This is a genomic window from Micromonospora sp. AMSO12t, assembly GCF_008806585.1.
Taxonomy (GTDB): domain Bacteria; phylum Actinomycetota; class Actinomycetes; order Mycobacteriales; family Micromonosporaceae; genus Micromonospora; species Micromonospora reichwaldensis.
On record NZ_WAAS01000104.1, the window covers coordinates 1 to 20785 of the forward strand.

The following is a 20785-nucleotide window of genomic DNA, read 5'->3' on the forward strand; positions in this document are numbered from 1 at the left end:
CGCGGTGACGCCCACCCGGGGACGGCCCGCCGGGCGACCGGCGGGCCGTCCCCGGGTGGGCGTCACCGCGCTGCCGGGGCGGTCGCTCGTGCGGATCGGCCCGGTCAGCGTGCAGGTCCGCCGCCGCTCCGTGCTGGTCGCCGCCGCGCTGGTCGTGCTGCTGCTCGCCGCAGGGGTGCTCAGCCTCTCCCTGGGCACCCCGTACGTCGCCCCGGCCGACGTGCTGCGCGCCCTCTCTGGCGCCGGCACCCCGTACGACCTGGTGGTCCTCGACCTGCGACTGCCCCGGCTGGTGCTGGCCGCGGTGGCCGGCGCGGCCTTCGGGGTGGCCGGCACGCTGATCCAGAGCGTGGCCCGCAACCCGCTCGCCAGCCCCGACGTCGTCGGCATCACCCAGGGTGCCGGCCTCGCCGCGACGGTGGCCCTGACGACTGGCGCCGCAGCGGTGCTCGTGGCCCCGGCGGCGCTGCTCGGCGGGCTGGTCGCCGCCGTGCTGCTGTTCCTCCTCGGCGCCCGGCACGGGCTGGCCGCCCAGCGGTTCGTGCTCGCCGGCGTGGCGGTCGCCTTCGCGCTGCGGGCCCTGATCGAGGTCGTCCTGCTCACCGCCGACCCGATCGACGGGCTGCGCGCGCAGATCTGGCTGATCGGCACGCTCGCCGGCAAGGGCTGGAACGAGAGCCTGTGGATCGCCCTCACCCTCGCCGTGCTCCTGCCGGTGCTGGCCTGGGCCGGCTGGGCGCTGAACAGCACCGCCCTGGACGACGACACCGCCCGGGGGATCGGCCTGCGCCCGGCGGCCCGCCGGGTCGGCCTCGCCGGCACCGGGGTGCTGGCCGCCGCGATGGTCACCGCGCAGGTGGGCGCGGTGGACTTCGTGGCCCTCGTCGCCCCGCAGCTGGCCCGCCGGCTGGTCCGCACCGAGCGCCCGCCGCTGCTCTGCGCCGCGTTGCTCGGGGCCCTGCTGCTGGTGCTGGCCGACCTGGGCGGCCGGCGGCTGTTCGCCCCCACCCAGCTGCCCGCCGGGGTGCTGACCGCCGCCATCGGCGGCCCGTACCTGATCTTCCTGCTGCTCCGCGGCCGGCGGCGGCCCTCGTGATGTCCCACCCTGGCAAGGAGGCGTGATGCTCTCCACCCGCGACCTGGTCGCCGGCTACGACGAGCGGACCGTGCTGGACGGGCTCGACCTGGAGCTGCCCGGCGACGCGTTCACGGTGATCGTGGGGCCGAACGCCTGCGGCAAGTCCACCCTGCTACGCACCATGGCCCGCCTGCTCACGCCCCGGCGCGGCGCCGTGCTGCTGGACGGCACCGCCATCCGGGACCTGCCGACCCGCGAGGTCGCCCGCCGCCTCGGCGTGCTGCCGCAGAGCCCGCTGGTGCCCGAGGGGGTGACCGTCGCGGACCTGGTCGGCCGAGGCCGGCAGCCGTACCAGCGGTGGTGGCGGCAGTGGTCGGAGTCCGACGGGGCCGCCGTCGACCGGGCCATGGCGCTCGCCGACGTGACGGCGCTGGCGGACCGGCCGGTCGACACCCTCTCCGGGGGTCAGCGGCAGCGTGTCTGGATCGCCATGACCCTCGCCCAGGACACCGAGGCGCTGCTGCTGGACGAGCCCACCACCTTCCTCGACCTCGCCCACCAGGTGGAGGTGCTGGACCTGCTGCACCGGCTGCGAGTCGAGCGAGGCCGCACAGTCGTCGCCGTACTGCACGACCTCAACCAGGCCGCCCGGTACGCCGACCACCTGATCGCCATGCGCTCCGGTGCCGTGGTGGCCGCCGGGCCGCCCCGGGAGATCCTCACCGCCGACCTGGTCCGGGACGTCTTCGGCCTCGACTGCGTGGTCGTGCCCTGCCCGGTGACCGGGGCGCCCCTGGTGGTGCCCGCGCTCACCAGTCCCTCCCTGACCCGCCTGCCCGCCGGGGACGCGGCGACGCCGCTGACCGGCTCGCACCCTTCGAAAGGAATCTGATGCGTCGTCTCGCCGCCGCCCTCACCGCGGCGCTGGCCCTCGGCGTCGGTCTCACCGCCTGTGGTGAGAGCGACCCGGTCGCCGACACCACCACCGGACAGACCCGGGAGATCGTCCACGCCATGGGCACCACGAAGGTGCCGACGGAACCGAAGCGTGTCGTCGTGCTCGACACAGACAAGATCGACACAGCCCTGACACTCGGCGTCACACCGGTCGGCGCCGCCACCGCCGGCGAGGCGAAGAGCTGGCCGACCTACTTCGGCGAGGAGAAGCTCGCCGGCATCAAGGAGGTCGGGGTGCTCACCGAGCCCGACCTGGAGGCCATCAACGCCCTCAAGCCGGACCTGATCCTGGGCAGCAAGTTCCGCCAGGAGAAGTTCTACGACGAGCTGGCCGCCATCGCGCCGACCGTCTTCACCGAGAAGGTCGGCATCACCTGGAAGGAGAACTTCCTCTTCGACGGCGCCGCGCTCGGCAAGGAGCAGCAGGCCAAGGACCTGCTGGCCGCGTACGAGACCCGGGCCAGGGAGTTCGGCGGCAAGCTCGGCAACGCCGCCGACCGCAAGGTCTCCATCGTCCGCTTCATGCCGACCGAGATCCGGGTGTACGGGCCGGACTCGTTCTCCGGCATCGTCATCGGCGACACCGGCCTGGGCCGCCCCGAGCGCCAGCAGCTCACCGGCAAGGAGGACCGGCGGATGGACCGGGTCAGCCCGGAGCGCATCGGCGAGGTCGACGGCGACGTCATCTTCGTCACCGCGTACGGCGAGAAGGCCGCCGCCGAGCAGGCCAAGGTCACCGGCGGGACGCTCTGGAAGGGGCTGTCGGCGGTCAAGGCCGGCAAGTCGCACGTCGTCTCCGACGAGATCTGGATGACGGGCATCGGCATCGGCGCCGCCAACAAGATCCTCGACGACCTGGCGAAGTACCTCACCGCCTGACCCGTGCCGCGCGCGGCAGCCGCTACGGCTGCCGCGCGTCACCCGTCACGGACTCGCCGGCGGCACGCCGCAGCGAGCGGTACCGGGAGAGGTCCTCGCGGGCCGGCCCGCCCTGCCGGAACCGCTCGGTCGGGTGCACCGCCGGCTGCTCCGGCACCCGGGGCGTCTCCCCGTCCTGCGTGACCAGGTCCTCGGTCTCCTGAACCAGGTAGTGCGGCCGACGCTTGGTCTCGTAGTAGATCCGGCCGATGTACTCGCCGATCACGCCCAGGATCGTCATCTGGATGCCGCCGAGACCGATCACACTGACGATGATGGTGGTGTAGCCGGGAACGTCGATTCCCTTGCTGACGGCGTCGGCGACCACCCAGGCCATGTAGACCACCGCGATCAGGGTGAGGAACAGGCCGCCGTAGATCGCCAGCCGCAGCGGCCGGTTGTTGAACGACAGCAGCCCGTCGAACGCGTAGTTGAACAGCTTGCCGAACGTCCACCTGCTCCGGCCCGCCTGCCGGGTCTCGTTGCGGTGCGCGACCACCACCGTCCGGAAGCCGATCCAGGAGAACAGCCCCTTGGAGAAGCGGTTGTACTCCGGCATCGCCAGCACCGCGTCCACCGCCAGCCGGGACAGCAGCCGGAAGTCACCCGCCCCGTCCAGCAGCCGCACGTCGATCCACCAGTTGACCACCCGGTAGAAGGACCGCGAGGCCAGCATCCGGACGAGGCGGTCACCACGCCGGTCCCGGCGCGCGATCACCTGGTCGAAACCCTGCCGGTACAACGCCACCATGTCGGGCAGCAACCGGGGCGGGTGCTGGAGGTCGGCGTCCATGATGACCACCGCGTCGCCGGTGGCCCGCTCCAGCCCGGCCAGCATCGCCGCCTCCTTGCCGAAGTTGCGGCTCAGCGACGTGTAGCGCACGGCGGGATCGGCGGCGGCGAGCCGGCGCAGCGCCACGAGGGTGCCGTCGGAGCTGCCGTCGTCGACGTAGACGACCTCGATGTCGACGTCGGTGAGCTCCGCGACCGCGGCGGTCACCGCCGTGTGCAGGCGCTCCACCGAGGCCTCCTCGTTGAAGCAGGGCACCACCAGCGAAAGGCGCACCTGCGTCACCCCGCCCGGCCGGCGCCCGAGGACGCCCGCCCCGCGCCGCGCCTCGCGCCGCCCCGCTCAGAGGCGGTAGACCAGCACACCATCGATCTCCTCCCGGGTGATGCCGAGCCCGTCGATCGGCCGGTCCGCGATGCCCTCCCAGGGCGTCCCGGCGGTCCAGCCCGGCAGGGCCACCACGGACCGCACCCCGATGCCCCGCAGGTAGGCCACGCTGCCCGCATCGGGGAAGGTGGGCGTCGCGGCCCGGGTCTGCGCCTGCGTGACCGGCTCGAACCCGCCCAGCCCGTTCGTGACCCGGGGGAACCCGTCCGTCGTCCACAACATGAAGATCAGGTCGACCGCGCCGCCGGCGGGCAGCACCAGCATCGGTTCCGCCGCCGTACGCATCGCGGCCGGCGGCGTCGGCACCACCGGATGCGGCGTCCGGTTGACCCCCTCCAGCCCGACCAGGGCCAGCGGGACCAACAGCAGCACCGGTGCCAGGAGCCTGGCCCAGCCCCGGGACGACCACCGCCGCACCGCCGTGGCGAACACCGTCACCGTGCCCGCCGCCAGCACCGCCAGCAGCAGGCTCGTCCAGTGCATCATCCGGCCCGGCGTCCGCAGCGCGTCCCAGCCCGGCAGGTGCTTCGACAGCGTCAGGTAGCCCGGATCGCCGTCGCCGCCGAGGGTGACGCCCAGGCCCAGCAGCACCGTGCCGAGCACCCCGAGCGCCAACGCGACCCGGTGCCGGGCCGGATAGACCGAGACGAACAGCCCCGCCGCGGCCAGGGCGAGCAGGACCATCCCGGGCAGCAGCGCCATCTCCGGCGGCCAGGACAGCTGTTCCCGCGCCGCCGCGTGCCGCTCGCCCCACCACCACGAGTCCGCCGGGGCGGTGACGAAGCCGATCAGCGGCGGCGAGAACATCTCCGTCCAGGCCAACGACCGTTCGGCCTGCGGGTTGAGGTCGACGACCTTCAGGTAGACCAGGCCCAGCAGGAGCGTCACCGCGCCGAAGACGGCGCCACCGGCCACGTCGGCGACCAGCAGCCGTCGGCCGAACGCGGGTCGTCGCCCGCGCCGCCACCAGGACCAGCCGTAGCCGCCGGCCCCGACCAGCACCGCGGCCAGCAGGAAGTAGACCAGTGGCAGCCCGATGCCGAAGCCCAGGCTGATCTGCCAGGCGGCGACGAGCCAGCCCGCGAGGGCCCAGCCGGGTCGCCGCCGCTCCGGCCGGTAGCCGTGCCGCAGCGACCAGCCGTGGCCGCGCGCCAGCATCGCCAGGCACAACGCGATCCCGCCGCTGGACAGGATGTTGAGGTGGCCGGAGTGCGCCAGCCGCCAGGGCGCGTACGCCCACGCGATTCCGGCGACCGCCCCGCCCAGCCGGCCCGCCCCGAGCTGCCGGGCCAGCGCGTACGCCCCGACGAAGGCCAACGCGTGCACCAGCACGTACATCACGTTGTAGCGGACCAGGGCGGCCTCGAAGCCCGAGCCGAGCATCCCGAACGGGGCGTAGCCGAGCAGGGTGTCGCTGTAGACGTACGTGTAGGTCTCGGGGAAGAACGTGTTCGAGTGCCAGAGACCGGTCGGGTTGTTGAGCACGGCGTGCCCGGCCCAGGCCATCTGCCACGCCTGCAACGTGGGGTCGCCGATGTCGCCGGGGATGGTGCTCGCCGGATGCCGCATCGTCGGCCAGGTCAGCACCACCGCCAGCAGCAGCCCGCCGAGCACCGCCAGTGTCCATTCGTGGCGCAGCCAGCCCCACCGGTCCCGTCGGCCGGGGTCCCCGGGGTCGGGAACCTGGTCGTGGTCGGAGATTTCGGCGGACGGTCGGGCGTCCGTGGACCCGGTGGTCATGAAGATAGATGATTCACGATGGTGGCCGCCGTGTCGATCCGCCGCCCGGGATGTGGGCTTCCGGGCGGGTTGACCGACCCGCCCGGGGCGCCGCCGCACATGCGCCGACCCGCCGACCCGCCGACCCGCGGACCCGCGGACCCGCCGACCCGCGCGGTCCGGCGGCGCGTGTCGCGGATCCCGGCCGCGCGGCCCGGCCGGCGGGTGTCGCGGGCTTCCGGTCGGCGCCCGGCCCGGCCACGTCGGCCGGACCGGGCGATCGGGATCGGGTGGGTGGTGGGAAGGGATCAGGCGGCGGTGGCCCAGATGGCCCGGAAGGCCGCCGCCTCGCCGGCCAGCCAGCGCTCGATCTGCTCCGGGCGGGCGTCGGTGGGCATGCGGTGGGCCTCGCCACGGCGGACGTCGACCAGGACCGGCTCGGCGTGCGGGAGCACCGCGTCCATGTGCCGGGCCATCAGGTGCAGGGTGGCGAGCGTCGCCTCCTCGCTGGGCGGCGCCTCGTCGAAGTGCAGTCGGACGGCCTCGACGCGACCGTCGGCGTGCCGTACGCCGAACTGGGGGTTGACCTTGACGGGCAGGTCGCCCAGCATCGCGAGCGCGTCGCGGGTCTGGGCGAGGTCGACGGCCCTCGGCTCGCCGAGGGAGCGCAGCCAGGTCGTCGCGCCGGGGACGAGAGCCTGGTAGAGCGGTCGCCAGCGGGGCTTGACCACGTCGACCACCTGGTCGAGGTGGGTGCCGCCGGTGTGGAAGGCGATGTCGGCCTTGAGCGCCTTGACGAACTGGCCGTGCGGGTTGAAGCCGGAGCGGCTGGCCCGCTGCTTGCGCAGGCCCCCGACGAAGGTGGCCTTCGTCGGGCCGATGCGGTCGACGTAGCGAGTGAAGCCGAGCAGGGTCGCGTAGGGGGTGGGTGGGGCGGAGGCGGGCGTGCTCACGGGCGTCCTCCCAGGTCAGGACCTCGATTAGTACACACATTCTAATCGACGGGTGTGACATCTCCCAGGGTTCGCAGGGACTCTCTTGCCCGGTCCGCCGACGGCCGACCGGCACCGGCCATCGAGGTGCGGGGGAGCGCGGGACACGCGAGGAGGTGAGGTGCCGTGGGCCGGTGCTCGGATACGGTGAGCCGATGCAGCGGCTCACCGATGAGACGGTCCTGGCAGTCGGCAGGCTGACGTTGGCCGCGGCCGAACTCGAGTTCTTCCTCGCGCGGATCGTGGCTGACCAGGCAGGCGACGATCCGGCGACCGTCTTCGCGGTCCCCGGAGATCCCCTGCTGGCCGCACGCGACCTGGTCCGGTTCGCCGCCGCGGACCGCCACGACGAGTTCAGCAGGTTGCTCGACTCCGCGGAGCTGTATCTGACGCAGAGCCAGCGAGCCGTTCGGGCGCTGTGGTCGGAGCACGGCCGGGTGGACGCGGTGACGTTCGACGAGATCACCGGCCTGCTGCTGCGCTGCCGGGATCGACTGCAGGAACTCTTCGACGACGTGGTCCGCGTACCCAGCGCATAGCTGCCGCCCGAGGGCGGGCGCCCGGGAAGGCCCCCGACGCGCACGCGGGAGAGCCGTGCCGACGGCCCGCGCCGAGGCGTGCCCCGCTGCCGCCTTGTGCGGTGTCGATTCCGACGGGTCTTCCGCCCCGGAAAAAACATTCCGCCCGGAAAGAAACAAAGGGAAAGGGAGTGTGGCCACCCCTTTCCCTTTTCAAGGTATATCGCACCCGGGGGCTTGCGGCAAGACCCGGTCCGTGCCGCAGAATCACCCGGCCAAGGCCGCGAGCTGCGGAAACGGGACCGACGAAAGCGGGGGTCGCCGTCGACGTACGGCCGAGTGCAGACGTCGAGCCGATGGCGGACGCCCGGTGCGCGCGTGCGGCGCACGGCATCGCGAGCCGGGAGCCGGGAGCCGGAACGAGAGTGGAGTTGCTGACGTGGATCGCCTGACGACCAGTGTGTTCGACCTTCCCGACCACCTCGCCGCCAAGGCCGATCCGACGCTGATCGCCGCCGACGAGCGGCACTTCGCGGCCGTCGCCGGGAGCATCGAGCGGACGAGCACCGAGTTGTCCGACCGCCTCGACGCCGAGCGCCGGGCCCCCGGCGGCAAGGGCCGGCAGGCGGTGGACCGGGACATGGAGGTCCGTCGGCTGGCCGCCCGCCTGCGCACACTGCGCCGCTTCGGCGTGGACCTCTGCCTCGGCCGGATGGTCGGCGCCGACGATCCCGCGCCCGCGTACGTCGGTCGGGGTGGCCTCACCGACGGCGCGGGCGGGCGGCTGCTGCTCGACTGGCGTTCCCCCGCGGCCGAGCCGTTCTTCGCGGCGACCCACGCCAACCCGATGGGCCTGGCGAGCCGCCGCAGGTACCGCTGGACGCGCGGCCGGATCACCGACTACTGGGACGAGGTGTTCACCCCGGACGCCCTCGAGGGGCACGCCGCGCTCGACGACCAGTCCGCCTTCATCGCCAGCCTGGGCGCCAGCCGGTCGCCGCGGATGCGCGACGTGCTCGGCACGATCCAGGCCGACCAGGACGCCATCATCCGCGCGGGGTCGAGCGGGGCGCTCGTCGTGGACGGCGGTCCCGGCACCGGCAAGACCGTCGTCGCGCTGCACCGCACGGCGTACCTGCTCTACGCCGACCCGCGCCTCGGTCACCGCCGGGGCGGCGTGCTCTTCGTCGGGCCGCACCAGCCCTACCTGGCGTACGTCTCCGACGTGCTGCCCAGCCTGGGGGAGGAGGAGGTGCAGACCTGCACCCTGCGCGACCTCGTACCCGAGGGCGCCTCGGCGGGCGTCGAGACCGACCCGGAGGTGGCCCGCCTGAAGTCGTCGGCGGAGATGGTGAAGGCGATCGAGTCGGCCGTCAGGTTCTACGAGGAGCCGCCGACCGCACCGATGACGGTCAGCACGGACGAGGCCGACATCCGGCTGCGCGCCGCCGACTGGGCCGAGGCGTTCGAGGCGCCGGGCCCCGGTACGCCCCACAACGAGGCGCGTGACGAGGTCTGGGAGGAGCTGCTCACGATCCTGGTGGGGAAGTACGACGGCGACGAGCCCGACGACGTGGTCCGCGCCTCGCTGCTGCGCAACCGGGAGCTGCGTACGGCGTTCAACCGGGCCTGGCCGCTGATCGAGGCGACCGACCTTGTCGGCGACCTGTGGTCGGTGCCCGCCTACCTGCGCCGGTGCGCTCCCTGGCTCAGCCCCGACGAGGTCCGCGCCCTCCAGCGCCGCGACGCCGGGGCGTGGACGGTGTCCGACCTGCCGCTGCTGGACGCGGCCCGGCAGCGGCTCGGCGACGCGGAGGCGTCCGGGCGCAGGCGCCGGCAGGAGGCCGTCGTCGCCGTCGAACGCGCGCGCATGGCCGCCGTCGTCGACGACCTGATCGAGGCCGACGCCTACGACGACGGCGAGGGCGTGCTGTCGAGCCTGCGCCAGCTGGACCTCCAGGACGCCCTGGTCGACGGGACCGCGCTGCCTCACGTGGAGCCGGACCTGCTCGCCGGACCGTTCGCCCACATCGTGGTGGACGAGGCCCAGGAGCTGACCGACGCCGAGTGGCAGATGCTGCTGCTGCGCTGCCCGTCGGGGAGCTTCACCATCGTCGGGGACCGCGCCCAGGCCCGGCGCGGGTTCACCGAGTCGTGGCGGGAACGGCTGGAGCGCGTCGGGCTCGACCGGATCACCGTGACCTCCCTGACCGTCAACTACCGGACGCCGGAGGAGGTCATGGCGGAGGCCGAGCCCGTCATCCGGGCCGTGCTCCCCGACGCCAACGTGCCGATCTCCATCCGCGGCGGCGGCGCTCCCGTCGTACGCGGATCCGCCGCCGATCGGGACTCGATCCTCGACACCTGGCTCGCCGCCCACGCCGAGGGGACCGCCTGCGTCATCGGCGACCCCACGTTCCGGGCGACGTCCCGCGTCCGGTCGCTGACCCCGGAGCTGGCGAAGGGGCTCGAGTTCGACCTGGTCGTCCTCGTCGACCCGGAGGCGTTCGGCGCCGGCGTCGAGGGAGCGGTCGACCGCTACGTCGCGATGACCCGGGCGACCCGGCAGCTCGTCGTCCTCACCACCTCCTGACGACGCGCCCGCCGCGAGTCCCGGCACGTGGCGGGCGCCGGGACGCGCGGCGTCAGCGCCGTCACGCCGCCGGGCGCCCGGCATCCCGTCGTCGCAGGAGGAGACCGACAGCGACGGCGGAGGCGGCGCCGAAGCAGCCGAGCGCCGTCGCGACGACGCGCAGCGCGGCGGTGAAGCCGTCGCCGGCGAGGTGCCCGCCGCTGACGATGGCGAGGGTGGAGCCGACGAGCGCGAGCGCGATCGTCTCGGTGACGAGCCGGCCGGTGTTGAACAGCCCGGCCACGGTGCCGGCCCGTCGGACGGGCGCGCTGGAGATGGCGAGTCCGTCGATCACGCCCGTGGTGGCGCCGACACCGGTCCCGATCAGCAGCAGCGGGAGCAGGAGGGAACCCGGTGTGCTGTCGGGCCCGATGGTGGTGAGGGTGAACATGCCGGCCGTGCCGAGGGCGATCGCCCCGACCGACAGCAGGCGGGGCGAGCGATGCGCGACCGCCGCGCCGACCGGGGGCAGGGCCACCGAGGGCAGGGTGAGCATGAGCATCCACAGCCCGGCTCGTCCGGCGTCGAGGCCGGCGACGTCGATGAGGTAGGAGGGCAGGTAGACCAGAAGGGGAACGAGCAGTCCCATCATGGTCGCGGCGACCAGCGAGTACCCGACGAAGCTCCGGTCGCGCAGGAGGCCGAGGTCGAACATCGGGTCGGTGCCGTGCTTCTCGACGCGTACGAACGCGATCCCGCAGATCACGAGGGCGAGAAGCGCGGCGAGCACCGACGGATGCGAGGCTCCCAGGGCGGGTGCCTCGACGAAGGCCCAGATGAGGAGCGCGAGCGCGGCGGTGAACAGCGTGCCGCCGGCCCAGTCGATCCTCCTTCTCGCGCCAGGCAGGGCGGGCAGGAAGGGGCACACCAGCAGCACGACTCCCGCCAGCGCGGCGGGGACCGCGAAGACGGCCCGCCATCCGAGCGCGTCCACCAGCAGGCCGGAGATCGTGGGTCCGAACGCGAGGCCGACGCCGAGGACCGCGCCGAGCGCGCCGAACACCCGGGTCCGGGCCGGTCCGCCGAAGGTCGCCGCCAGGATCGACTGACCGGTCGCCGTCGCCGCTGCCGCACCCGTGCCGGCGAGGACGCGTGCGAGGTTGAGGACCGTGGCGTCCCGGGCCAGCACGCACAGCACGCTGCCGGCGAGGAAGACCGCGACCCCGGCGGTGAAGAGGCGGCGCTTGCCGAGCAGGTCCGCGAGCGAGCCGCCGAAGGCCAGGAACGCCGCGAAGCAGAGGTTGTAGCCGTTGACGACCCACTGCGCCGTCGTGAGCGACGTGTCGAGGTCGTGCTGGATGCCGGGAAGCGCGACAGACGCCCCGGTGATGGTCAGCGGGAACGACAGCGACGACAACAGCACCGCGGTCAGGGTGAGGGCACGCGCGTTCACCGCGACCACCGACCCGGGACGACGACGGTCAGGAGGAGACGGAAGCGGGGAGCGTCACAGGGGACGGGACAGGTGGATGCAGAATTGTTCACGAAAGGCTCCGGACATCGCATGCGGAGCCGGGCAGCTCGGACGGCCACACCGGCGAAGGGTCGCTGATGCGGCGGAGCGGAAACGCAGAGCGTTCGGCAGTCTGGGGTTTCGCGCCGCCGCTAGGGGCGGCGCACCCTGTCCGAGGCGGGCACGGGGTCAACCTAGTCCAGGGCGGTTCACCCCGGCAACGCGATACCTGCCTGCGGGCACCGGAGCACCGCGGCGGGGCCCGGCCGGAGCCGGCCCCCACGGTCGTCGCGGTGGCTAGAGCTGGCCGACCGAGGTGATCCGGACGACCGCCGCGCCCGCCTCGTCGGAGGCCGCGAGGTCGATCTCGGCGCTGATGCCCCAGTCGTGGTCGTCCTCGGGGTCGTCGAGGATCTGCCGGACCGTCCACCGCTCCCGGCCCTGCTCGATCATGAGCAGCGCCGGGCCGCGCGCGTCCGGCCCCACCCCGATCGAGTCGTACGCCTCGAAGTACGGCTCCAGCGCGTCGGCCCAGGCGTCCGCGTCCCAGCCCGACGCGGCGTCCAGCTCGCCGAGGTCGTACCAGCGGCGCAGGGCGGCCAGCTCGACCCGGCGGAACAGGGCGTTGCGCACCAGCACCCGGAAGGCCCGGGCGTTGCGGGTGACCGCCGGCACGCGGTCGTCCAGCGCCTCGGCCGCCTCGGCGGCGTCGGTGGGGTTGCGCAGCCGCTCCCACTCGTCGATGAGGCTGGAGTCGACCTGCCGGACCAGCTCGCCGAGCCACTCGATGAGGTCGACCAGCTCCTCGGTCTTGGCGTCCTCGGGCACCGTCTGCCGCAGCGTCTTGTACGCGTCGGCGAGGTAGCGCAGGACCAGGCCCTCCGACCGGGTCAGCCCGTAGAACTGCACGTACTCGGTGAAGGTCATCGCCCGCTCGTACATGTCCCGGACGACGGACTTGGGGGAGAGCTGGTGGTCGGCCACCCACGGGTGCCCCTGCCGGTACATCTCGTACGCCGAGTCCAGCAGCTCCGCGAGGGGCTTCGGGTGGGTCACCCCGTCGAGGAGTTCGAGGCGGGCCTCGTACTCGATGCCCTCGGCCTTCATCGCGGCGACCGCCTCGCCGCGCGCCTTGAACTGCTGCGCGGAGAGCACCTGGCGCGGGTCGTCCAGGATCGACTCGACCACCGAGAGCACGTCGAGGGCGTACGCGGGGGACTCGACGTCGAGCAGTTCGATCGTGGCCAGCGCCAGCGGCGAGAGCGGCTGGTTGAGGGCGAAGTCGAGCTGGAGGTCGACGGTGAGGCGGACCCGCCGCCCGGTCTCGTCGGGCTCGTCGAGCTGCTCGACGACCCCGCCCGCGCGCAGCGCCCGGTAGATGGCGATGGCCCGCCGGATGTGCCGGCGCTGGGCGGCGCGGTCCTCGTGGTTGTCGGTGAGCAGGTGCCGCATCGCGGCGAACGCGTCGCCGGGACGGCCGATGACGTTGAGCAGCATCGAGTGGCTGACCTGGAAGCTGGAGGTGAGCGGCTCCGGCTCGGCCTCGACCAGGCGGTCGAAGGTGGGCCTGCCCCAGCCGATCGACCCCTCCGGCGGCTTCTTGCGCACCACCTTGCGCCGCTTCTTCGGGTCGTCGCCAGCCTTGGCGAGCGCCTTCTCGTTGTCGATGACGTGCTCGGGGGCCTGCACGACCACCCGGCCGACGGTGTCGAACCCGGCCCGCCCGGCCCGGCCGGCGATCTGGTGGAACTCGCGCGCCTTGAGCAGCCGGGTGCGCACCCCGTCGTACTTGGACAGGCCGGTGAAGAGCACGGTGCGGATCGGCACGTTGATCCCGACGCCGAGGGTGTCGGTGCCGCAGATGACCTTGAGCAGGCCGGCCTGGGCCAGGGTCTCGACGAGCCGGCGGTACTTGGGCAGCATCCCGGCGTGGTGCACGCCGATGCCGTGGCGCACCAGCCGGGACAGGGTCTTGCCGAACCCGGAGGTGAACCGGAAGTTCCCGATCGCGGTGGCGATCATGTCCTTCTCGGCGCGGGTGCAGACGTTGACGCTCATCAGCGCCTGGGCGCGTTCCAGGGCGGCGGCCTGGGTGAAGTGCACGACGTAGACGGGTGCCTGCTTCGTCTCCAGCAGCTCTTCCAGGGTCTCGTGCAGCGGCGTCATCGCGTACGAGAAGATCAGCGGGACCGGCCGCTCGGCGGAGCGGACGACGGCGGTGGGCCGGTCGGTACGCCGGGTCAGGTCGTCGACGAAGCGGGTGGTGTCGCCCAGCGTGGCGGACATCAGGACGAACTGGGCCTGCGGCAGCTCGATGATCGGCACCTGCCACGCCCAGCCCCGGTCGGGCTCGGCGTAGAAGTGGAACTCGTCCATGACCACCTGGCCGACGTCGGCCCGGTCGCCCTCGCGCAGCGCCAGGTTGGCGAGGATCTCGGCGGTGCAGCAGATGATCGGCGCGTCGGCGTTGACGCTGGCGTCGCCGGTCAGCATGCCCACGTTGTCGGCGCCGAAGACCTCGCAGAGGGCGAAGAACTTCTCCGACACCAGCGCCTTGATCGGCGCGGTGTAGAAGGTCGTCCGGTCGTCGGCCAGGGCCGCGAAGTGCGCCGCGATCGCGACCAGGCTCTTGCCGGAGCCGGTCGGCGTATTCATGATCACGTTGGCGCCGGAGACGATCTCGATGACCGCCTCCTCCTGGTGGGGGTAGAGGTCGAGGCCGCGCTCCTTCGCCCAGCCGGCGAACGCGTCGAAGAGGGTGTCGGGGTCGGCGCTTGTCGGCAGCGCGGCGGTGAGCGTCATAGCGCGTCCATGGTGCCTGGGTCATGCCCCCGAGCGCCAACCGGATCCGCGCGCCCGGGGTGTCAGGAAGGGCCCCCTGTGCAACGGAATCCGTTGACAGGGTGCCCTTCCTCTCACGACCGGCGGTGGATCAGGTCGAAGATCGGTCGACCGGCCCGCAGGGCCCGGCGTTCGAACTTGGTGACCGGGCGGTGGGCGGGGCGGGGAGCGAAGCCGTCGTGCGCGTCGACCAGTCCCGGGTCGGCGTCCAGGGTCTGGCGCATCGCCTCGGCGTACTCGGCCCAGTCGGTCGCGCAGTGCAGGGTGCCGCCGGGCGCCAGCCGGGAGCGCAGCAGCGCCACGTGGGCCGGCTGGATGATCCGCCGCTTGTGGTGCCGGGACTTGGGCCAGGGGTCGGGGAAGAAGACGTGCACGGCGTCCAGCGACGCCTCCGGCAGGCCCGTGACCAGGTCCAGGGCGTCGCCCTGCGCCACCCGTACGTTGCGCAGGCCGTGCCGGTCCACCAGGTCCAGCAGGTTGGCGATTCCGGGCGTGTGCACCTCGACCGCCAGATAGTCTCGACCGGGGTCGGCGGCGGCCATCTCGGCCGTGGTGTCGCCCATCCCGGAGCCGATCTCCAGCACCAGCGGGGCCCGCCGGCCGAACAGGCCGGCCAGGTCCACCGGCGTGCCGGGCCGCTCCGGCACGTCCAGGCCGTAGACCGGCCAGAGCCGGTCGAGGGCGTCCGTCTGGCGGCTGCTCATCCGGCCACGGCGCGGATGGAAGGTCCGGATCGTCCGGGCGGCGGCGGGCGCGGGGACGGCGGCGGCGGGGGAGTCGGTGAAGGTCACAACGACCCGAGGGTACGCGACGACCGCGCCGAATCGGATGTGATGTTCGCCCGGGGATGAGAGGATCCATCCCGTACGGCAGACCGGGTGTCTGGTGTTGCCCGGCACTGCCCCAACGCGCCGGGAGGGGGCGTCGTGTCGGTGCACCGCGGCGGTGTGGCGCTGGCGATCGTGACCGTGGTCGCCGGTCCCCTGCTCGCGGCCGCCCCGGCCCTGGCCGCCCAGCCGCCCACCGCTGCTCTGCTGGCCCGGGCTGGCGCGCCCCAGCCGGGACCGCCGGGGCCGCGCGTCTTCGTCGAGGTCAGCCCGAGCACCGTCGAGCCCGGCTTCCTGGTGGGGATCCGGGCCAGCTGCCAGGACAATTCGGTCCCCGCCACCGTGGTCTCGGACGCCTTCGGCCGGGTGCAGGTGCAGCCGCAGCACGGCACGCTGACCGCCGCGCCGATGGTGCGGGAGCGCACCCGGCCCGGCAACTACCGGATCAAGCTGGAGTGCCGCGACGGCGAGACCGCCTCGACCATGCTCCAGGTCGTCAAGGCCGTGAAGCCCAGTCGCGGCCCGGCGACCGGGTTCGGTGGTGGTGGCGGCGGTGGCTTCACCGGCGGGCTGCTGCTTCCGGGTGGCCTCGCGCTGATCGTGACCGGCATCGTGCTCGCGGTCCGGTCGGCGCGCCGCCCGCGTACCGCCCGTCGCTGAGCCCGGTCATGGTCCCCGCACCCGCCCCGCAGTCGGCCACCACAGCGGCCCGCAGCCCACGGCCGCCCGGACGCCGCCCCTGGTCGGTGCCGCTGGCGGTGGTGCTGGTGCTGGCCGGGGTCTTCGCCACCGGCGCGGGCCTGGGGCGCACCGCCGGGCCGTTCGACTGGGCCGCCGGCGGGGGACAGGACCGGCCGGCCCGCAGCGAGAACGGCGCGCTGGCGGCCAGCCGGCCGGTGCGCCTGTCGATTCCCGCGATCAAGGTGTCCGCCCCGGTGGCTCCCGTCGGCCAGGCCCGGGACGGCTCCATCGCCGTCCCGCCGCTGGAGCGGGCCGACGAGACCGGCTGGTACGACCGGGGCCCCACCCCGGGCGAGCCGGGCCCGTCGGTCATCGTCGGGCACGTGGACACCAAGCGCGGCCCGTCGGTCTTCTACGACCTGCACAAGCTGCGCCCGGACGACACCGTCGAGGTGGCCCGGGCGGACGGATCGGTCGTGGTGTTCCGGGTGGACTCCGTGGAGCACTTCCCCAAGGAGCGGCTGCCGGCGGAGCGGGTCTACGGCGACGAGGGCCCCGCGGGCCTGCGCCTGATCACCTGCGGCGGCGACTGGCTCGGCGGCCGGACGGGCTACGCCGACAACATCATCGCCTTCGCCACCCTGCTCTCCTCCCGCAACCCCTGAACGCAGGCTCCCACTCACGTACCGCCTCGCGCGACGGGTCAGGGGCGGGGTGGGACCTGCTGGACGACCTCGAACTCCAGGAGGGTGGCGCCGGAGGCGACCGGGGGACGCTTCTCGCCCGTCCCGGCGTGGGCGGCGCGGGAAGGGCCGGCGGCCCACGCCCGATAGGCCTCCTCGGTCTCCCAGCGGGTGTAGACGAAGTAGCGGTTCTCTCCGGCCACCGGGCGCAGCAGTTCGAAGCCGAGGAAACCGGGGGAGTTCTCCACCGCCCCGGCCCGGGCGGCGAACCGCTTCTCCAGCTCCTCGCCCGCGCCGGGAGGGACGTCGATCGCGTTGATCTTCACGACTGCCATGGCTCCACCCTAGCGACGGGGCCGGGGCTCAGAACGACTCGACGGCCGGAACCAGGTCGGCGTCGACCACGATCGGCGCGTGGTCGGAGGGCCCCTTGCCCTTGCGCGCCTCCCGGTCCACGTACGCGGAGCGGACCGCCCGGGCGAACGGCGCCGAGGCGTACACGAGGTCGATCCGCATGCCCTTGTTCTGGTGGAACATGCCGGCCCGGTAGTCCCAGTAGGTGAACGGGTGCGGGCCCTTCATCGGCGTGGGCACCACGTCGGAGAGCCCGAGGTCGCGCAGCGCCGCGAGGGCCGCCCGCTCGGCGGGGGTGACGTGCGTGGAGTGGGTGAACAGCGCCGGGTCCCAGACGTCGGCGTCGGTGGGCGCCACGTTGAAGTCGCCGCAGACCGCCAGCGGCGGGCCGCCGGTCAGCTCCGCCTCGACCGCGTCCCGCAGCGCCGCGAACCAGGCGAGCTTGTACGCGTAGTGCGGGTCGTCCGGGGCCCGGCCGTTCGGCACGTACACCGACCAGACCCGGACCCCGTCGCAGGTCGCCGAGATGGCCCGGGCCTCGGGATCGGGGAAGCCCGGCTCGCCGGGGAACCCCACCGTGACGTCCGCCAGGCCGACCCGGGACAGGATCGCCACCCCGTTCCACCGGCCGTCGCTGTGGCTGGCCACCGTGTAGCCCAGCTCGCCCACCTCGGCCACCGGGAAGGCGCCGTCGGGGCACTTCGTCTCCTGGAGGCAGACGACGTCGGGGCCCGTGCCCGCCAACCAGTCCAGCAGCCGGGGCAGGCGGGCCTTCACCGAGTTCACGTTCCAGGTCGCCAGGCGCATGTGACCAGCCTGCCCCATCCCCGCGCGTGTCGCCGGTTCAGCTGCCCGGGGTGTCGCCCGGGCGGGTCTGCTCGGCCAGGAACCGCTCCAGTTCGGCGCCCAGCTCGTCGGCGGTGGGCAGTGGCCCGGCCTCGGCGGCCAGCAGGTTCCTCTCGCCCCGGCCGCGCGCGAACGCGTCGTACTGCTCCTCGAGGGCCTGCACCAGCTGGGCGGCGTCGTCGGTCTGGGCGACCTGCCGGTCGATCTCCACCCGGACCACCTCGGCCGCCGAACGCAGCCCGTCGCGGGGCAGCAGCAGCCCGGTGCTGCGGGACACGGAGGCGAGCAGCACCTCGGCGGCGGCGGGGTACTCCGTCTGCGCCACGTAGTGCGGCACGTGGGCGGCGAAACCGAGGGCGTCACGGCCCAGCTCGCCGAGGCGGTACTCCAGCAGGTGCCCGACGCTGCCCGGCACCTGCACCCGCTGCAACCACGGCTCGTAGCCGGCGATCAGCTCGCGGCGGGTGGCGTGTGCGGTCACCCCGGCGGGCCGGGTGTGCGGCACGGCCATCGGGATCGAGTTGAGCCCGACGGTGAGCCGGACGTCCAGCCGCGCGGAGATGCCGGCCACCGCGGCCACGAAGCGCTCCCACTGCAGGTCCGGCTCCGGGCCGGTGAGCAGCAGGAAGGGGGTCTCGTCGTCGTCGCGGAGCAGGTGCAGCTCCAGCGCCGGGGCGTCGTACGACTCCCAGTGGTCCTCGACGAAGGTCATCACCGGGCGGCGCGAGCGGTAGTCGAAGAGCTGGTCGACGTCGAACCGCGCGATCGGGCGGGCGTCCAGGGAGGTGAGCAGCTGCTCCCTGGCCAGTCGGGTGGCGCTGCCGGCGTCGACGAAGCCGGTGAGGGTCTGGATCAGGACCGGCTGACCGAGGTCGGGCAGATCGTCGGTGAGCTCGTAGAGCTCGTGTGGGTCGAGCACCGGTGCGGACCTCCCTGGTCGTGCGTACGGGTCGCCGCGCGAGGGCACCCGGTTCGGGGAACGTACCCGCCATCCTCGTGCATTCCTCGCCGCGCCCCGCCGCGGGTCGTCACCTGTCCGGTAATCGGGCGTATGCCCGCAAGCCCACCGGCGGACGAGGAACGTTGACCGTCAGGACGACCAGGCTATCGGCCGAACGGGCGAGTTTGGGGATCATGGGCCGGACGGTGGGGGTTTGTCCGTGTTCCGGGCGCGCAGGGGCGGGCCGGGGCGACCCGGAGGTCTGACCGGTCCGCGAGGTCCGTCCCCCGGGCTGCCCGGGGCGGCAGGGGCGTCCACCCGGCCCAGCCCATATCGTGAGGAAAGCCACGAGATCACCCGGGGTGATCGGCGGGTGGGCCTGCCTAGCCTCGGCTGATGCGTGACGACCGCACCCTCGACGACCAGATCGCCCCCGGTGACCCGGTTGGCCGTTCGAACGATACCCCCTCGTACGTTCGGTCAACCGCCCTCCGCGCTGCCGGGGCGTACGCCCACCTGCTGACACGCGGGCCCGCCCGGGCCCGGATCGCCCTCGCCACCGGCGTGCTGTGCTGCCTCGGCCTGACCGCCGTCGCCCAGGGCGCGGGGACGACTCCGCCGACCCGGACACCACCACCCCGGCACCGGAGAAGACCACCCGCAAGCCGATCGACCCCGCCCCGGTCGTCGGGCTCGACGACGCCCAGATGGAGAACGCCGAGGAGATCGTGCGGACCGGGCGCGAGATGGGGATGCCCCGGCGCGCGCTGGTGATCGCGGTCGCCACCGCGATGCAGGAGAGCAACCTCTACAACGTCGCCAGCGGGGTGCTCCCCGAGTCCCGCGAGTACCCGCACCAGGGCATCGGGTGGGACCACGACTCGGTCGGGCTGTTCCAGCAGCGCTCCAGCAGCGGCTGGGGCGAGGTCGGTGAGCTGATGGACCCGGAGTTCGCCACCCGACAGTTCCTCTCGGCGCTGGCGCGGGTGCCGGGCTGGCAGCAGATGCGGCTCACCGACGCCGCCCAGGCGGTGCAGATCTCCGCCTACCCGGAGCACTACGCCAAGCACGAGTGGCGCGCCTCCAAGGTCGTCGCGGCGTGCCTGGAGGCCGGGCAGTAGGCTTCTACCAACCACAGTGGACGGTTGCGGTTCGCGCATCCGGGGTACATGTGTTGTCGCTCCGAGGTACACATGGAACAGGCACCACCGACTGGAGGACGACATGTCACTGATGCAGCGGATCAGCACCTTCCTGCGTTCGCCCAAGGGTCAGCAGATGGTCGACCGTGGCCGTCGCGAGCTGGCCAAGCCCGGCACCCAGCAGAAGCTCCGGGGTCTCGCGGCCAAGCTCCAGAACCGCCGCTGACCCGTCACCGCCGACCTCTCCGACCCCCGGGAGACCCTGTGACCGATCCCGCGCCCGCCGACGACCAGCGCGTCGCCGGAGGACCTCAGCCGCCGGCCGTGGTTCCGGCACCGACGCAGGAGGCCACCGAGGCGCCGCCGCTGAAGCTCTGGGACCGGATGCGGGAGGACCCGCAGTACGCCCCCGAGCACCTCGCCCTGGAGGCCGTACGCCGGCTGGGGCCGGAGGCGGCGCAGTGGGCCGCGCGGGCCCGGGCCGAGCAGCCCGGCGTCTCCGCCGAGGCCCTGGCGGAGCAGGCGGTACGCAAGTTCGTCAACCACGCCCGGCTCTCCGGGGCGGTCTCGGGCGCCGCCGGGCTGCCCGGCGCCGTGATCGACGTGGGGATCCTGGCCTGGACGCAGGCCCGGATGGTGCTGCACGTCGCCGCCGCGTACGGGGTCGACCCGCTGCACGGCGACCGGGCGACCGACCTGCTGGTGCTGCAGAAGGTGCACAAGGTCGCCGAGAGCGCCCGGCTCGCGCTCGGGGTGGCCGCCGGCCGGGAGCGCGCCGGGGCCCTCTTCGGCAGCGGGGGGCAGAACCCGCTCGGCAAGGTCATGCTGCGCCTCGGCGTGCGACTGGCCCAGATGGCCGGGGTACGCGCGGCGAAGCGGGTCTTCGCCAAGGTGGTGCCCGGCGCGGCGATCGTGCTCGGCACCTGGGCCAACTCGTCGGCCACCAAGGATCTCGCCGTGCGCTCCCACGCCCTCTACCGCCAGCACGGCGGACCGACCGTCCCCGAGCCCCGCCGGCCCTGAGCCG

At 73.5% G+C, this 20785-nt stretch carries 18 protein-coding genes and 1 pseudogene; 10 read left to right on the plus strand and 9 right to left on the minus strand.

The genetic code is table 11. The annotated features are described in order from the left end of the window. The 3 genes from F6X68_RS16960 to F6X68_RS16970 all read left to right on the plus strand — a co-directional run. The coding region (locus tag F6X68_RS16960) for a FecCD family ABC transporter permease (protein ID WP_370518955.1) at positions 1-1096 on the plus strand (1096 nt) is incomplete at its 5' end. Between the two features lie 25 nt (positions 1097-1121). Beyond that, complete coding sequence (locus F6X68_RS16965) at positions 1122-1970, plus strand: ABC transporter ATP-binding protein (RefSeq protein WP_151455204.1); 849 nt, start codon at positions 1122-1124, stop codon at positions 1968-1970. After that, the gene (locus F6X68_RS16970) at positions 1970-2914 is read left to right on the plus strand and encodes an ABC transporter substrate-binding protein (RefSeq protein ID WP_151455205.1); all 945 of its coding nucleotides are present in this window, start codon (positions 1970-1972) and stop codon (positions 2912-2914) included. The genes F6X68_RS16965 and F6X68_RS16970 overlap by 1 nt, the downstream gene beginning before the upstream one ends. Before the next feature lie 22 nt (positions 2915-2936). On the opposite strand, the gene F6X68_RS16975 is transcribed toward F6X68_RS16970, so the two are convergent. From F6X68_RS16975 to F6X68_RS16985, 3 genes are all read right to left on the minus strand, one after another. Beyond that, complete coding sequence (locus tag F6X68_RS16975) at positions 2937-4028, minus strand: glycosyltransferase family 2 protein (RefSeq protein WP_327027587.1); 1092 nt, start codon at positions 4026-4028, stop codon at positions 2937-2939. A 57-nt stretch (positions 4029-4085) separates the two neighbouring features. Next, entirely contained in the window at positions 4086-5870 is a 1785-nt protein-coding gene (locus F6X68_RS16980) for a hypothetical protein (protein WP_225852255.1), read from the minus strand. Positions 5871-6157: 287 nt separating this feature from the next. Then, positions 6158-6802, minus strand: coding sequence for a hypothetical protein (locus F6X68_RS16985; protein WP_151455206.1), 645 nt, complete (start codon positions 6800-6802; stop codon positions 6158-6160). Positions 6803-6996: 194 nt separating this feature from the next. Here F6X68_RS16985 and F6X68_RS16990 point away from each other — a divergent pair, with 194 nt between their 5' ends. Then, positions 6997-7380, plus strand: a complete 384-nt coding sequence (locus tag F6X68_RS16990) for a hypothetical protein (protein ID WP_151455207.1) — start codon at positions 6997-6999, stop codon at positions 7378-7380. A gap of 427 nt (positions 7381-7807) precedes the next feature. Further along, positions 7808-9952: an RNA polymerase recycling motor ATPase HelR gene (gene helR / locus F6X68_RS16995; protein WP_225852259.1), complete on the plus strand. Its 2145-nt coding sequence runs from the start codon at positions 7808-7810 to the stop codon at positions 9950-9952. Between the two features lie 61 nt (positions 9953-10013). On the opposite strand, the gene F6X68_RS17000 is transcribed toward helR, so the two are convergent. The 3 genes from F6X68_RS17000 to trmB all read right to left on the minus strand — a co-directional run bounded on the left by F6X68_RS17000 (position 10014) and on the right by trmB (position 14989). Continuing rightward, positions 10014-11384, minus strand: coding sequence for an MFS transporter (locus tag F6X68_RS17000; protein ID WP_225852256.1), 1371 nt, complete (start codon positions 11382-11384; stop codon positions 10014-10016). Positions 11385-11741: 357 nt separating this feature from the next. Continuing rightward, positions 11742-14246, minus strand: a complete 2505-nt coding sequence (locus F6X68_RS17005; protein ID WP_151455210.1) for an RNA helicase — start codon at positions 14244-14246, stop codon at positions 11742-11744. A gap of 113 nt (positions 14247-14359) precedes the next feature. Further along, positions 14360-14989, minus strand: coding sequence for a tRNA (guanosine(46)-N7)-methyltransferase TrmB (gene trmB, locus F6X68_RS17010; protein ID WP_225852260.1), 630 nt, complete (start codon positions 14987-14989; stop codon positions 14360-14362). A 228-nt stretch (positions 14990-15217) separates the two neighbouring features. Here trmB and F6X68_RS17015 point away from each other — a divergent pair, with 228 nt between their 5' ends. Further along, complete coding sequence (locus F6X68_RS17015; protein WP_151455218.1) at positions 15218-15772, plus strand: hypothetical protein; 555 nt, start codon at positions 15218-15220, stop codon at positions 15770-15772. An 8-nt stretch (positions 15773-15780) separates the two neighbouring features. Continuing rightward, positions 15781-16458: a class F sortase gene (locus tag F6X68_RS17020; protein ID WP_151455212.1), complete on the plus strand. Its 678-nt coding sequence runs from the start codon at positions 15781-15783 to the stop codon at positions 16456-16458. Positions 16459-16496: 38 nt separating this feature from the next. Here F6X68_RS17020 and F6X68_RS17025 read toward each other — a convergent pair whose 3' ends face one another. Genes F6X68_RS17025 through F6X68_RS17035 form a run of 3 tightly spaced genes read right to left on the minus strand, consistent with a single transcriptional unit; the run spans position 16497 to position 18595 of the window. Beyond that, complete coding sequence (locus F6X68_RS17025) at positions 16497-16811, minus strand: antibiotic biosynthesis monooxygenase (protein ID WP_151455213.1); 315 nt, start codon at positions 16809-16811, stop codon at positions 16497-16499. 28 nt (positions 16812-16839) lie between these two features. Then, positions 16840-17637: an exodeoxyribonuclease III gene (locus F6X68_RS17030; protein WP_151455214.1), complete on the minus strand. Its 798-nt coding sequence runs from the start codon at positions 17635-17637 to the stop codon at positions 16840-16842. Positions 17638-17674: 37 nt separating this feature from the next. Then, entirely contained in the window at positions 17675-18595 is a 921-nt protein-coding gene (locus F6X68_RS17035; protein ID WP_151455215.1) for a proteasome assembly chaperone family protein, read from the minus strand. A gap of 417 nt (positions 18596-19012) precedes the next feature. Between F6X68_RS17035 and F6X68_RS17040 the strand changes: the two are divergent. From F6X68_RS17040 to F6X68_RS17045, 3 genes and pseudogenes are all read left to right on the plus strand, one after another. After that, positions 19013-19737: pseudogene (locus tag F6X68_RS17040) on the plus strand (peptidase M23). A gap of 103 nt (positions 19738-19840) precedes the next feature. Then, positions 19841-19984 (plus strand): hypothetical protein, encoded by a 144-nt coding sequence (locus tag F6X68_RS33565; RefSeq protein ID WP_165947802.1) that lies wholly within the window; start codon positions 19841-19843, stop codon positions 19982-19984. Between the two features lie 38 nt (positions 19985-20022). Further along, positions 20023-20781, plus strand: a complete 759-nt coding sequence (locus tag F6X68_RS17045; protein ID WP_370518956.1) for an EcsC family protein — start codon at positions 20023-20025, stop codon at positions 20779-20781. Positions 20782-20785: the final 4 nt, after the last annotated feature.

Bases quoted from the DNA above. Each gene is read 5' to 3' on its own strand.
- F6X68_RS17005 (WP_151455210.1), bottom strand. From the start codon at position 14,246: ATGACGCTCACCGCCGCGCTGCCGACAAGCGCCGACCCCGACACCCTC.
- F6X68_RS16980 (WP_225852255.1), bottom strand. From the start codon at position 5,870: ATGACCACCGGGTCCACGGACGCCCGACCGTCCGCCGAAATCTCCGAC.
- F6X68_RS16965 (WP_151455204.1), top strand. From the start codon at position 1,122: ATGCTCTCCACCCGCGACCTGGTCGCCGGCTACGACGAGCGGACCGTG.
- F6X68_RS16970 (WP_151455205.1), top strand. From the start codon at position 1,970: ATGCGTCGTCTCGCCGCCGCCCTCACCGCGGCGCTGGCCCTCGGCGTC.
- F6X68_RS33565 (WP_165947802.1), top strand. From the start codon at position 19,841: ATGTCACTGATGCAGCGGATCAGCACCTTCCTGCGTTCGCCCAAGGGT.
- F6X68_RS17020 (WP_151455212.1), top strand. From the start codon at position 15,781: ATGGTCCCCGCACCCGCCCCGCAGTCGGCCACCACAGCGGCCCGCAGC.
- F6X68_RS17030 (WP_151455214.1), bottom strand. From the start codon at position 17,637: ATGCGCCTGGCGACCTGGAACGTGAACTCGGTGAAGGCCCGCCTGCCC.
- F6X68_RS16990 (WP_151455207.1), top strand. From the start codon at position 6,997: ATGCAGCGGCTCACCGATGAGACGGTCCTGGCAGTCGGCAGGCTGACG.
- trmB (WP_225852260.1), bottom strand. From the start codon at position 14,989: ATGAGCAGCCGCCAGACGGACGCCCTCGACCGGCTCTGGCCGGTCTAC.
- F6X68_RS17025 (WP_151455213.1), bottom strand. From the start codon at position 16,811: ATGGCAGTCGTGAAGATCAACGCGATCGACGTCCCTCCCGGCGCGGGC.